The 13,454-nt window shown below is 63.7% G+C and carries 11 protein-coding genes; 5 read left to right on the top strand and 6 right to left on the bottom strand.

What is annotated here, in order from left to right; genetic code table 11:
* Positions 1-2: 2 nt before the first annotated feature.
* A complete protein-coding gene (gene pcrA, locus CZ338_RS00885) occupies positions 3-2,297 on the bottom strand; it encodes a DNA helicase PcrA (RefSeq protein WP_087116250.1) in 2,295 nt (764 codons plus the stop codon).
* Between the two features lie 86 nt (positions 2,298-2,383).
* Here pcrA and CZ338_RS00880 point away from each other — a divergent pair, with 86 nt between their 5' ends.
* On the top strand, positions 2,384-2,683 hold the full coding sequence (locus CZ338_RS00880; RefSeq protein WP_204211824.1) for a chorismate mutase: 300 nt from the start codon (positions 2,384-2,386) through the stop codon (positions 2,681-2,683).
* Positions 2,684-2,693: 10 nt separating this feature from the next.
* Here CZ338_RS00880 and CZ338_RS00875 read toward each other — a convergent pair whose 3' ends face one another.
* Positions 2,694-3,014: an antibiotic biosynthesis monooxygenase family protein gene (locus CZ338_RS00875; RefSeq protein ID WP_087116246.1), complete on the bottom strand. Its 321-nt coding sequence runs from the start codon at positions 3,012-3,014 to the stop codon at positions 2,694-2,696.
* Positions 3,015-3,106: 92 nt separating this feature from the next.
* Here CZ338_RS00875 and pgi point away from each other — a divergent pair, with 92 nt between their 5' ends.
* The 3 genes from pgi to CZ338_RS00860 all read left to right on the top strand — a co-directional run bounded on the left by pgi (position 3,107) and on the right by CZ338_RS00860 (position 6,938).
* Positions 3,107-4,744: a glucose-6-phosphate isomerase gene (gene pgi, locus CZ338_RS00870; protein ID WP_087116244.1), complete on the top strand. Its 1,638-nt coding sequence runs from the start codon at positions 3,107-3,109 to the stop codon at positions 4,742-4,744.
* A gap of 61 nt (positions 4,745-4,805) precedes the next feature.
* Positions 4,806-6,293 carry a glutamate-cysteine ligase family protein gene (locus tag CZ338_RS00865; RefSeq protein WP_087116243.1) on the top strand — a complete coding sequence of 496 codons (1,488 nt, stop codon included), beginning with the start codon at positions 4,806-4,808 and terminating at the stop codon, positions 6,291-6,293.
* A gap of 15 nt (positions 6,294-6,308) precedes the next feature.
* On the top strand, positions 6,309-6,938 hold the full coding sequence (locus CZ338_RS00860; RefSeq protein ID WP_087116241.1) for a DedA family protein: 630 nt from the start codon (positions 6,309-6,311) through the stop codon (positions 6,936-6,938).
* Here CZ338_RS00860 and CZ338_RS00855 read toward each other — a convergent pair.
* Positions 6,935-7,753, bottom strand: a complete 819-nt coding sequence (locus CZ338_RS00855) for a DNA-formamidopyrimidine glycosylase family protein (RefSeq protein ID WP_087116239.1) — start codon at positions 7,751-7,753, stop codon at positions 6,935-6,937. The genes CZ338_RS00860 and CZ338_RS00855 overlap by 4 nt on opposite strands.
* Before the next feature lie 11 nt (positions 7,754-7,764).
* On the opposite strand from CZ338_RS00855, the gene CZ338_RS00850 reads away from it, so the two are divergent.
* Positions 7,765-7,992 (top strand): hypothetical protein, encoded by a 228-nt coding sequence (locus CZ338_RS00850; protein WP_087116237.1) that lies wholly within the window; start codon positions 7,765-7,767, stop codon positions 7,990-7,992.
* A 16-nt stretch (positions 7,993-8,008) separates the two neighbouring features.
* Here CZ338_RS00850 and CZ338_RS00845 read toward each other — a convergent pair whose 3' ends face one another.
* Genes CZ338_RS00845 through CZ338_RS00835 form a run of 3 tightly spaced genes read right to left on the bottom strand, consistent with a single transcriptional unit; the run spans position 8,009 to position 13,415 of the window.
* Positions 8,009-8,386, bottom strand: a complete 378-nt coding sequence (locus tag CZ338_RS00845) for a type II toxin-antitoxin system death-on-curing family toxin (RefSeq protein WP_087116235.1) — start codon at positions 8,384-8,386, stop codon at positions 8,009-8,011.
* Positions 8,386-8,592 (bottom strand): hypothetical protein, encoded by a 207-nt coding sequence (locus CZ338_RS00840; protein WP_087116233.1) that lies wholly within the window; start codon positions 8,590-8,592, stop codon positions 8,386-8,388. The genes CZ338_RS00845 and CZ338_RS00840 overlap by 1 nt, the downstream gene beginning before the upstream one ends.
* 38 nt (positions 8,593-8,630) lie before the next feature.
* Entirely contained in the window at positions 8,631-13,415 is a 4,785-nt protein-coding gene (locus CZ338_RS00835; protein WP_235839374.1) for a DEAD/DEAH box helicase, read from the bottom strand.
* Positions 13,416-13,454: the final 39 nt, after the last annotated feature.

Genomic DNA, 13,454 nt, shown 5'->3' with positions numbered 1-13,454 from the left:
GGTTAGAGCTTCTCCATCGGCACACCGCCGATGAGCATGAGGCGCACCGTGCCGCTGGAGCCGAAGTCGATAGTGACGGTCTCCCTGGGACCCACACCGTCGACGCTCATGACCGTGCCCAGCCCGTATTTCGCGTGATTGACGCGGTCTCCTTTGGCCAGTTGAAGGTTCTTATTCACCTTCACGCTGCTCTCCGTGCGCCGCTTACTGCGCCTTACGGGGGCGGGACTCCCCCAGGCGTCCGACGAGAAGGAGCGCTCCGGCTCGACCCGCCGCCAGTCGAGGAGGTCCTCCGGGACTTCTGCGAGGAAGCGACTGGCGGGGTTCGTCACCGGGGACCCCCACGACGACCGGAGCAGAGCGCGAGTGAGGTAGAGCCGCTCACGTGCTCGGGTGATACCCACGTACGCCAAGCGGCGTTCCTCCGCGAGCTCATCCGGGTCGCCGAGCGACCGTAAGTGAGGGAACTGGCCGTCCTCCCACCCGGTGACGAACACGACGGGGAACTCCAACCCCTTCGCCGTGTGCAGGGTCATGAGAGTGACCACGCCCTGCCCTTCGTCCGGGATCTGGTCCGCGTCAGCGACAAGTGAAACGCGCTCCAAGAAAGCCTGCAGCGAACCGGGCTGCGCTTCCCCGCTCTCAGGATCAAAATCCTCGTAGGCCATCTGGTTAGCCGCCTCCGACGAGAATTCCCGCGCTACGGAGACAAGCTCGTTCAGGTTGTCCAGGCGCGCGCCGTCCTGCGGGTCGTTGGAGGCCTCCAGTTCTGCGCGGTACCCGGTCGCATCCAGGATGCGGGCCACCAGTCCACCGAGGTCGGGCATTCCCGTCACTTCATTGACCAGTTCACCCATGTCCTTCCGGAGCCCCGCCAAGAGGTCCACAAAAACTCTGATGGCATTGCGGGAACGGGAGGAGATTGCGTCGCCTTCGCCACCCGCGACGTCGATAAGCGCCTGCCCAAAACTGACTTGGTGGTTCTCCGCGTAGAGCGCGACCATTGCTTGGGCTTTGTCCCCGATGCCGCGCTTAGGCACGTTGATGATGCGGCGCATGCTCACTGAATCATCCGGATTGTCTAGCACGCGCAGGTAGGCGACCACGTCCCGAATCTCCTTCCGCTCATAGAATCGTGTGCCGCCCACGACCTTGTACGGAATGCCCGCGCGGATGAAGATGTCCTCGAGCGCGCGGGAGGAGTTATTCGTGCGGTACATCACCGCGATGTCGGAATAATCCATTCCCCTATCAGCCAACGCGTCGACCTCGCTGGCAACAAAGCGGGCCTCATCATGCTCGTTGTCCGCGACGTAACCGACGATCTTCTCGCCCTGCCCCAAATCCGTCCACAGCTTCTTCGGGCGGCGCCCCGCATTCTGCGCGATCACGGCATTCGCTGCGGCGAGAATATTCTGCGTGGAACGGTAGTTCTGCTCCAGCATGATCGTGGTGGCATTCGGATAATCACGCTCGAATTCCTCGATGTTTCGGATCGTCGCGCCACGGAACGCGTAGATGGACTGGTCCGAATCGCCCACAACCGCGAGTTCCGGCGCATCCGGGCCATCACCGACGAGGGTGTGGATGAGCTCGTACTGCGCGTGGTTCGTGTCCTGGTACTCGTCCACGAGCACGTGGCGGAACCGACGGCGGTAATACTCCACCACCTGCGGGTGGCGCTTGAACAACCCCACGACCTCACCGATCAGATCGTCGAAATCCACCGCATTCGACTCGCGCAAGCGCCGCTGGTACTCGCCGTACACGCGCGCAACAGTGACCTCGAACGGGTTCTTAGTCTTCTCCGCGTTCGCCTGCGCCTGATCCGGCCCGATCAGCTCGTTCTTCAAGTTTGAGATCGCATTCGCCAGCGCACGGGGCGAGAACTTCTTCAAATCAAGGTTGGCCTCTTTGGCGATCATCCCCAACAGACGGCGGGAATCATCCCCGTCGTAGATAGTGAAGTTGGTGTTCAACCCGTGCACCAATTGCGCCTGCTGCCTAAGGATGCGCACACACACCGAGTGGAACGTGGCCACCCACATGCGCTCCGCCTGCGGGCCAATGAGCTGGCTCACACGTTCCTTCATCTCCGCCGCAGCCTTGTTAGTGAACGTGATGGCCAAGATTTCCCACGGTGCCACGCCCCGTTCCTGCAGCAAATACGCGATGCGCCGCGTAAGCACCGCGGTCTTGCCGGATCCCGCACCGGCGACGATAAGCAGCGGGCTACCGGAATGCTCGACGGCTGCCTTCTGCTGCGGATTCAACCCCAAAATCAAATCTGTTCCCATGATGGGTACTACCGTACTTGGCAGGGTGAACCATCCGTTCTCCTCCGCTCGAATACACGATTGAATCCGTGGCAGAATCAGTGGTTATGAGCGTGGATAACAGCGATATCAGGCACCCGTCCGGGACAGACGACCCGTTGTCGGATGAGGAGATCCGGGCCTACCGCCAAGAAATCGACCGGCTCGATCGAGTCATCCTTGACGCGGTGAAGCGCCGCTCCACTATTTCCGCGGCCATCGGCAAAACTCGCATGGGGTCCGGCGGCACGCGCCTCGTGCACACCCGGGAAGTGGCCATCATCAACCAGTTCCGGGACGAACTGGGAGAAGAAGGCCCCAACCTCGCCGCGATCCTGCTGCGGCTGGGCCGGGGCAAATTGGGTTAGGGGCTAGGTCCTAGTCCTCCTCGAGCGAATCGAGGACGACCTCGAACTCGAGCAGCTCCGCACCGGATGCGACCGGCTTGCGGGGCTCTTCACCTTCTTTGCGGCCGTGTGCAGCCTTGCCTTCACCGGCCCACCAGTTCTTGTAGGACTCCTCGTCAGCCCAGCGGGTGACCACGAAGTAGCGGTCTTCGCCCTTGACGGGGCGAAGCAGCTGGAAACCTTCGAAGCCCGGCTGGGAGTCGATGGCGTGCTTGCGGGCCTGGAAGCGCTGCTCGAGCTGCTCGCCGGCACCTTCGGGAACGGTGATCGCGTTGATTTTAATAATGCTCATGCCTTCCCATTATGGCCCAAACGCGGACACGAATTTCATTAGTCTGGGAGACATTGACTGCACATTTGATCGATGAACCCCTAGGAGTGGCCATGACCGACATCACCTCCACGACTGCCTGGAACGACCTGCTGAAGCTCCACGCGGAGAAGAACAAGACGACACTGCGCGAGCTCTTCGACCGAGACGGCGGACGCGCCGAGAAGTTCACCTTCGACGCTGCCGGCCTTCACGTCGACTTGTCCAAGAACCTGGTCGACGGCGACATTTTGGGCGCACTGGTGAAGCTTGCCGAGGAAGCGGACCTCAAGGGTGCCACGGAGAAGATGTTCACCGGCGAGCACATCAATTCCACGGAGGACCGGGCGGTTCTGCACACTGCTCTTCGCATTCCGGTGGAAGAGGACCTCGAAGTCGATGGGCAGGATGCCGCCGCGGACGTCCACGAGGTGCTGGGACGCATGCGCGATTTCGCGTCCAAGCTGCGCTCCGGCGAGTGGCTGGGCCACACGGGCCACACCATCAAGCAGGTGGTCAACATCGGCATCGGCGGCTCTGATCTGGGCCCGGCGATGGCAACGAAGGCCCTGCGCACGTACGCCACGGCGGGGATCACGGCGGAGTTTGTCTCCAATGTCGACCCAGCTGACATGACCAGTGTGCTCGACAACGCTGACCCGGGCGAGACGCTGTTCATCGTCGCGTCCAAGACCTTCACCACCCAGGAGACCCTGTCTAACGCGCACGCCGCGAAGCGGTGGTTGCTGGAGCAGTTCGACGGGGATGAGTCGGCGATTGCGAAGCACTTCGTGGCGGTGTCCACGAATGCGGAGAAGGTCGCCGAGTTCGGCATCGACACCGACAACATGTTCCCGTTCTGGGATTGGGTCGGCGGCCGCTACTCTGTTGACTCCGCGATCGGCCTGTCGCTCATGGCTGTCATCGGCCCGCAGGACTTCATGCGCTTCCTCGAGGGCTTCCACGCCATGGACGAGCACTTCCGTGAGACCCCGATCGCTGAGAACGTCCCGGCGCTGATGGGTCTGCTGAACATTTGGTACCGCAACTTCTACGGCGCACAGACCCACGCGGTGCTCCCCTACTCCGAGGACCTGTCCCGCTTCCCGGCGTACCTGCAGCAGCTCACCATGGAGTCCAACGGCAAGAGCGTGCGTATCGACGGCACACCGGTCACCTACGCCACCGGCGAAGTCTTCTGGGGTGAACCCGGCACCAACGGCCAGCACGCTTTCTACCAGCTGATTCACCAGGGAACGACGATGATTCCGGCGGACTTCATCGGCTTTGCCAACCCCAAGGAAGACCTCCCCACCGCCAGCGGCGAGGGCTCCATGCACGACCTCCTCATGGGCAATTTCTTTGCCCAGACCAAGGTGCTCGCTTTCGGGAAAACGCAGGAGGAGGTGGAAGCGGGTGGCGTCGATAGGCAGCTCGCCCCGCACAAGGTGATGCCGGGCAACCGCCCCACCACGACGATCCTGGCGGAGGAGCTCACCCCGCATGCCCTGGGCGCGCTCATCGCTCTCTACGAGCACATCACTTTCACGCAGGGCGTGATCTGGGGCATCAACTCCTTCGATCAGTGGGGCGTTGAGCTGGGCAAGGCGCAGGCGAACGAGCTCGCCTCGGCGGTTTCCGGTGAGACGGCCCCTGACACCGGGGATTCCTCCACCGACGCGCTCATCGGGTGGTACCGCAACCAAAAGTAGCGTGAATGGAAATTCACCGTCGATGCAGCGGTTGCGCTGCAAAGACGGATAAGATTTCCGCATGGGCGATGCCGTTTCACGCGATTCTTACACCCCCAAAGAGCGGACGAAATACCGCCAGGCTCTCCTGGATGATCTGGAGATCTTCGACCAGCACCTCCAGGAGGCCGAGTTCGTCGACCACGGCACGATCGGGCTTGAGCTGGAGCTCAACCTTGTCGACAACGACATGACCCCCGCCGGATGCAATGAGGCCGTGCTCGCGGAGTTGACGGACGAGTACCAGGCTGAGGTCGGCCGCTACAACGTCGAGCTGAACCACCCGCCGCTGGATCTTTCCGGCGACGGGCTTACCAGGCTGCACGAAGGCTTGAACGAGCGCCTGCATGCCGTGGGGGCGGCAGCGAAAAAGGCGGGCGCGAATCTGGCCATGATCGGCACCCTGCCGACAGTGACCACGGACTACCTCCAAAGCGACGAGTGGATGACGCCGGAGAACCGGTACGCCGCGCTCTCCAACATGGTCGTCGAGGCACGCGGGGAGCTCGTGCATATCGACGTCGCGCGGCAGGAGCGCTACCGCGCAACCTTCGACGACATCGCCACCGAATCGACCTGCACGTCCATGCAGCTGCACCTCCAGGTCGCCCCGGACCGCTTCCCCGAGGCGTGGAATGCGTCCCAGGCGATCGCCGGCCCCCAGGTGGCGCTGAGCGCGAATTCGCCGCTGTTCATGGGGCACAAAACGTGGCATGAGTCGCGTATCCCGGTGTTCCAGCAGTCCATTGACACCCGCACGGACACACTGGTCAACCAGGGCGTCCGCCCGCGTGTGTGGTTCGGCGAGCGCTGGATCACGAGCGTGTTCGACCTCTTCGAGGAGAATGTCCGGTACTTCTCTCCCCTCATCCCGGAATCCCGCGCGGCGGCGGGCAAGCCGATGATGGATGGCAACAGCCCAGGCCTGCACTACCTGAACCTGCACAACGGAACAGTGTGGCGTTGGAACCGCCCGATCTATGATCCCTCGCTGGAGCTGTCGCACATCCGCGTGGAGAACCGCCTGCTCGCCGCTGGCCCCACCACGATCGACATCATTGCCGACGCCGCCTTCTACTACGGCTTGGTGAAGTTCTTGGGTGAACAGACCCGGCCGGTGTGGTCGCGCCTGACGTTCGAGGACGCTCGCGAGAACTTCTACGCCGGCGCCCGCGACGGCATCGGGGCGACGATGACATGGCCGACGCTGGGGCGTATCGACGTCTCCAACCTGGTCCTCAACCACCTCCTCGACCAGGCGCACGAGGGCTTGCGTGCACTCGGCGTCGACGAGGACCTGGCCGACAAGTACTTGGGCATCATCGAGGGCCGCGCGTGGCACCGCCAGAACGGCGCGACATGGCAGCTGAAAGCGCTGGAGCACCTGGGCGTCGGAACCAAACCGGGCACCCCGGAACGGCAGGAAGCGTTGGCGAAGGTGCTGCGGCTGTACCTAGAGAATCAGAAGACGGGCGCGCCGGTTCATTCTTGGTCGACTGACTTCTCATAAGGCAAGATACTTGCCATGTCCGCGATCATTGACTGGATTGTCAGTTTGATGGATACGCTCGGCGCCCCCGGTGTCGGCATTGCCATCCTGCTTGAGAACCTCTTCCCGCCCATCCCCTCCGAGGTGGTTCTGCCCCTCGGCGGCTTCACCGTCGCGCAGGGCTCCTTGAGCTTCCTGCCCGTCTTCATCTGGGCCACCGTCGGCTCTGTCGTCGGCGCGTACATGCTGTACGGCATCGGCGCCTGGCTGGGCGCGGACCGCCTGCGCGCGATCGCGGACTGGATGTGGCTGGTCAAGGCGTCCGACGTGGATAAGTCCCTCGCCTGGTTCGACAAATACGGCAAGCCGTCGATCCTCTTCGGCCGACTGATCCCCGGCATCCGCTCGTTGATCTCTATCCCGGCTGGCCTTGACCGGATGAACCTGCTCACCTTCGGCCTGTGGACCACCCTCGGGTCGGCGGTGTGGAACTTCATCCTCATTTTCTTGGGCTTCAAACTCGGCGAGAAATGGGAGGCCGTCACCGGCTACATCGACCAGTACTCCAAGGTCGTGTACGTGATCCTCATTCTGATCCTGCTCGGCTTCCTGGTCTTCTTCATCCGCCGCGCGATCCGCGAAAAGAACGAGACGGCGGCCGCTTAGTCCGGCTCCGGCTGACAGGTGGGGCACCACCAGATCACGCGCTCTAAATCGCCCTGCCCGCCCAGAAACCCCTTGGTGATCAAGGTGGTGCACCGGCGGCAGGGCTTTTTGTTGCGCCCGAACACGTAGGTGGTTTCGCCGGCGCGCTTCACGCCAGTGGTCACGCGCTTCACCTCGTCCTTGTTCGCCCACATGAGGCGGCGCGCGATGAGCAGGAGCTTATCCACGCCGCCCTCCCCCACCTCAGCCACCGTCCTCGCCGGATGCACGCCGCCGAGGAAGCAGATCTCAGCACGGTACTCGTTACCGATGCCGGCGACACGGTACTGGTCAAGGAGACTTCTGCCGATCTCCCGGTCTGGGACCGCAAGGATGCGCCGCTTCGCTTCCTCATGGTCGAAGTTCTCCGCCAGCAGATCTGGGCCTAGATAGCCCATCTCCGCTTCGTACTCGCGGGCGGGGAACACGTCGACGTGGCCGAGAGAATGGCCGACGAGCTCAATGTCGCCGGCGGCGTCGAAAAGCTGCAGAACGACCCGCGCCGTGTGGCCGGGCTTCGACCACCGAGTGCCCGCGCGGTGCACCGACCATGTCCCTTCCATTTTCAGGTGCGTGTGCAGGATCTGCGGCTCATACCCGTCCGCCCCGAACTGCATGAACAGGTGCTTGCCGTACGGCCAGACCCGCTCCACTGTCATGCCGGTGAAGTCGACGGTGGCGAACCGCGGGACGCGCAATGAACAGCGAGTCACCTCACGCCCGGCCATGAATTGCAGCCGCTTGGACAGCTGATAGACGGAATCACCTTCGGGCATACTGGCATACTATGTTCAATTTCTTGGGCCACAAACCGACCCCTGAAGAATCACTTGTAGGGTTTTTCACCGACATGGATGCCGCAGTTGAATGGGCCCGCAGCATTCTCGCACGCACGGGAACCGATCCCGAACGTGAATACGTCAAAGCTGTCAAAGACATTCGCACCGCTAACCAGAGACTTGGGTTGGCGGCTGCTAGCCACCTCATCAAAGAAGTCAACAGGCGAAATAGCTAAGCAAGAGATTTCGCTCTTAGTGTTCCTCAACCATTGCTTGCAATCTCGCCGCGATTTCTTCGACACTCGGCGACGCGGTCGCTGTGGAAACTGCGAGTTCAAACCAGTCATCCGAAGAGGTGCCCTCTACGGGAATATCGTATGCACGCAGTAGCAACACTGTAAGCAGAACACCAGAGCGCTTATTACCGTCTACAAACGGGTGGGTTGAAATGATGCTGTCCATTAGCGCAGCAGCTTTCAACCACGGCCCAGGATATAAGTCCGTCTCCTCAAAAGTGAGCCAGGGACGTTCCAATGCGGCGGCGAGCAGGCCCCGGTCAGCGACATGAAATCCGTGCTCTTCAAGCCACGGGCACACGGATTCCAAGCGCAGGACGGAACGAGGGTTCATCAAGCGTCCCGGAGGCGATTCATGAGATCTTGGCGCGAATTGAAAAATGAGCTGAGTTCACGTTCGGCGAATTCGCGGGCGGTCTCGCGCTCGAAGCGCTCACTGATCAAGTTTGAAATCACCTGCTGTTTCGAGGCTCCATCCATCGCGGCGAGAGCATCGAGCTTCTCCCCGACTTCGCGGGTCAACCTCAAATTCATGGCCATAGAACTGATGGTACCACCCTGGTACCAGTACTAATCCGTCAATCGTCGAAGTTCAGGTCCTCGTCGAGCTCCATCGCTTTGATCGCGTCGGTCACCGTCCGGCCACGCCGCTTCGGGGAGGAGACGGACTTTCCTCCGATTTTCGCACCGCGTGGAGAGGGAGCGGCTCCGTGATTTTTCAAGCTGAACGCCGCGCCGCCATTGAGCTTTTCGACGGTCAACGGTGACAACCTTCCCGCCGCCACCGCGTCAGAAAGCGCTCCGACGACCATGGCCAGTAGTTCATCCTCGGATCCGGTGCCCTCGGGGAAGCCCTCGAAGAAGGTGGTCATGGTCTTGCCGCCGCGGGTGATGTGGGCGGCGAGGAGGCCGTCGATAAGCACGACCAACGCCCCGGCTGAGCGGGTGGGACCGGACTCCGGCCACGGCAATGCCGCGCCGTATGGGTTGGCGGGATCCGTCGCAGCGAGCACGTAGACCTTCGGCTCCTTCGTGCCCGAGGGCCAGCCGACCAAGTCATCCGAGTCCTGGTGGCCACGCAGGCGGTCGATCGTCGCGGGCGTGGAGAATTGCGCCGCGCCGAGGCCCTCCACGAGGTACCCGCGCATCGCTTTGCCGGATTCCTCGAACCCGGACAATGTCTTATAGGCCAGCGCGAACCCGCCGAGGATGTCCTCGGCGACGATACTGCCGCGCGTGACCACGCCGTAGCGGTCCAGCCATGCCTCGCCGTGCGCGACTGAGCGCTGCGTCGGGTCGGTGTCGGGTTTCGGCGTCGCCGCCCACCGCCCCGTCATGTCCGGCGGAGTGACGGTGGCAAATGCCGTGCGCCCGGAACGGACGCGGCTTCTTTGTGGCCGCCGCTTCGCCCGGTGCGCCGTCTTCCCGTGCTTGCCGCCGGCCAAGCGCGCACGGATCGGCGCGAACGAATCCGGTGCGACGACGCCTGCCTCAACGAGGTCCCAGATGGATTCGCGCAGCTCCTCGGTGGTCGTGCTTTGAGCGCCGCCAACGGATTCAAGGAGATCGGTGAAAAGATAACCGCCGCCTCGTTGAATCGTCTCCACCACCTGTTGCTGAGTGAGACTCAGCATTGGTTCTTCGGGCACGGGCATGAGCTGCGCGGCGTAGTCGGCGGGCAGCAGCATGATCCACGGGTCGCGCGCGCCGGCTTTGCCCGCGCCGACGATGACGACCTCGCCGTTCAGGGTGAGCTCGTCCAGCATCTCCGGCGAGTAGTCGCCGACGCGGCTGGGCAGGATCATCGACTCCCACGCGCTGGCGGGCAGGCGGATACCCGCGAGTTGCTCGATGACGGAGTAGACGCCGTCGGCACCCCGGAGCGCAGGACGCTGCCCCACCGGGGCGATGTTCAGCCACGCGGGCATGAATCGGCCGAGCGCCGACTGCGAGACCGGGCGGGTCTGAGCACGCGCCGCGGCGAGCGACCGGGTGCGCACGATGCGCAGGACCTCGGCGGCCATGTACTCCTGCTCGTCGACGCCTTGGCGGTAGCGCCCTTCGATGACTTTATCGGCATCCACGAGCGGTGTCAGTGCAGTGTACGCGGCACCGACCGAGAGCCCGAACGCGTCCGCGAGATCGCGCAGCGTGAACGGCCCGCGGGTACGCACCCAGCGGCTGACCAGCTGGTTGAGTGCATCCGGGATCGTGGCCACCTGAGCGGCGATGCCGGGAGGGACGGGGACGCCGAGGCCGTCGCGAAGCAGCGGTGCGTCGAGCGCCTGCGCGAGGTGCTCGCGGCCGCCGATGCGCACGCGCATCATGCGCTTGCCCAGGCTCTCTTCGAGCCCAGCGATGGGCACAGAAGTATAGGTCTCCAGCTCATCGACTGGCACGGGACCCGTGATCCGGAGCGTGTCTGCGAACTGCTCCGAGGTGTCGGCCTTACCGACTCTCCTCAGGGAGGCGTCGATGTCGGCGATCACGTCGGCGTCGAGAAGCTCGCGCAGCTCTACGGTGCCCAGCAACTTGGCCAGGAGCGACGGGTCGAGCGAGAGTGCCGCGGCGCGTTTTTCGGCGAGCGGGGTATCGCCCTCGTACATGAACGCGCCGGTGTAATTGAACAGCAGGCTCGAGGCGAAGGGGCTCGGTTGATCCGTGGTCACCTCGGCGACGCGGATGCGGCGGGTGGCCAGGTTGCGCATCACGTCCTGGAGTGCGGGCAAGTCGTAGACATCTTGGAGGCACTCGCGGACCGTCTCCAAGATGATGGGGAAGGACGGGTAGTTACGGGCGACGTCGAGAAGCTGCTCGGCGCGCTGGCGCTGCTGCCATAGCGGTGCGCGCTTGCCGGGGTTGCGGCGCGGGAGGAGCAGCGCGCGGGCGGCGCACTCCCGGAAGCGGGAGGCGAAAAGCGCGGAGTTGCCCACGTGTTCGGTGACAATGTCTGCGATCTCGTCGGCGTCGAAAGCGAAGATCGACGCATCCGGGTCTTTCTCCCCCTGAGGTAGGCGCAGCACGATGCCGTCATCGCCCGCGACCGCTTGCGCGTCCATGCCGGTCTCCTGAGCCACGCGCCAACCAGTCGCTAGCGCCCACGCGGCGTTGACGCCTTTGCCGAAGGGCGTGTGCAGGACGACGCGCCAGTCCCCCAGTTCGTCGGTGAAGCGCTCGAGGACTAGCGTCTTCTCGTCGGGGACGATGCCCGTCGCTTCCTCCTGCTCGTCCAGATATTTCAGCAGGTTGTCGCGCGCGTAGGCGTCGAGGCTCGGGTCGATCGCGTTGTCGCTTCTCGCTTCTCTCCGGAATGCACCGAGAGCCAGACCGAGTTCATACGGCCTACCCAGGCTGTCGCCGGACCAGAACGGCAGGCGACCGGTGTGACCCGGCGCGGGGCTGACCTGCACTTGGTCGCGGGTGATGTTCTCGATCCGCCAGCTGGATGCGCCGAGGGTGAACACGTCGCCGACGCGGGATTCGTACACCATTTCCTCGTCGAGCTCGCCGACGCGTCTGGGCACTCCCCCTTCCGCATCAGTGCCCACGAGAAATACTCCAAACATGCCGCGGTCCGGAATGGTTCCCGCGTTGGTCACGGCGACACGCTGGGCGCCCGGGCGGGCTTTGAGGGTGGTGCCGTCGAGGATGGCGCGGGGACGCAGTTCAGCGAAGTCGGTGGACGGGTAGACGCCGACAACGAGGTCGATGACGGCGTCGAACACCTCGCGGGCGAGGTCGCGGTACGGCCAAGCGCGGGTGACGGTCTCGTACCAGTCGTCGACCTCAAGGTCCTCCACCGCGACTGCTGCGACGGTCTGCTGAGCGAGAACGTCGAGCGGGCTCTTCGGTGTGTGCAGCTCCTCGATGAGGCCCTCCCTCATACGTGGAACTGTCACCGCAGTCTGCACAAGGTCGGAGCGGTGTTTCGGGTAGAACGAGCCCTCCGAAACCGCACCCACTGAGTGCCCGGCGCGGCCGACGCGCTGCAGGCCGGAGGCGACGGACGGCGGGGACTCGACCTGGACAACCAGATCCACCGCGCCCATGTCGATGCCCAGCTCCAGCGAGCTGGTGGACACCACCGCTTTGAGCGTGCCCTCCTTCAGTGCAGTCTCCGTGGCCTTGCGCTCCTCCTTCGACACCGAACCGTGGTGGGCGCGGGCGATGACGGGCGGGGCTTTGCCTGCCACATCGGTCGCCTTCATCAGCTGCGCCGGGGTGCGCCGCAGCTCCGGGCTGAGCGAATCCGGGTCGTGCTCCGCCGCCCAAATCTCGTTGAGTCGGCTGGTCAGGCGCTCGGCTGTACGTCGTGCGTTCACGAAGACGATGGTCGACTGGTGCGCCATCACCTCCTGGTAGAGCTGCGCCTCAATGTGCGGCCAAATGCTCGATTGGCCCGGCGTGGGAGGGGCCGCGAGGTCTTTCGTGCTGGCCCCTTCGCTGGCTGCGGTTGGAGCATCCAAGTTGAAGTCGAGCACGTCGTCGGAAATGGAAGAGGTGTCAACCACCGCGCCCCCGATCGGTGAACCGTCTTCGGGCACAGGAAGGTCGCTCATGTCCTCGACGGGCACGCGGACGGTGAGCTCCCACTTCTTCTCCGCGGGCGGATTCACAATAGTGGTCCGCTCCCCCAAGAAATTGGCCACGGCATCGAGCGGACGCACCGTGGCGGACAAGCCGATGCGCTGGAAATCGCCTGCCAGGCGGCGGAGGCGCTCCATGGACAAAGCGAGGTGCACGCCGCGCTTGGTCCCGGCGAGCGCGTGAATCTCATCGATGATCACTGTGTCCACCGTTTTCAGGATTCCCGCGGTCTTGGAGGTGAGCATCAGATAGAGGCTCTCCGGGGTGGTAATCAGAATGTCCGGGGGTTTGCGAGCCTGCCGGTTGCGCTCCGCTTGCGGGGTGTCGCCTGAGCGAACCGCGACGGAGATGTCCGGCATGTCCAATTCCATCCGCTGCGCTACCCGCGCGATGCCGGTCAGAGGTGCGCGGAGGTTGTTCTCCACGTCCACGCCGAGGGCTTTCAGAGGGGAGATGTAAAGCACCCGCACACCGTCGCGCGTGCCCTGGGTGGTGCGCTGGAGCTCCGCGTTGTCGCCAAAATGCAGGGCCTGCTGGCCGGAGCGCTGGACCATCGCGTTGAGCGACCAGAGGAAAGCCGCGAGTGTCTTACCGGAACCCGTCGGCGCGACGACGAGGGTGTTCTCGCCATGGGAGATCGATTCCCACGCCCCCTCCTGCACCGGGGTGGGCGCGGCGAAGACCTCCTCGAACCACGTGGCCACCTGCGGGTGGAACCGGTCGAGGATACGACCGGACTCGCTGTTCACGGCGTGGTCGGAAGGAGTGTCAGGCACGCATTCACCTTAACCGGCTGGAACATAACACCTGACTTC

Source organism: Corynebacterium urinipleomorphum (assembly GCF_900155535.1).
Taxonomy (GTDB): domain Bacteria; phylum Actinomycetota; class Actinomycetes; order Mycobacteriales; family Mycobacteriaceae; genus Corynebacterium; species Corynebacterium urinipleomorphum.
This window is presented reverse-complemented; position numbering and strand designations above follow the sequence as displayed.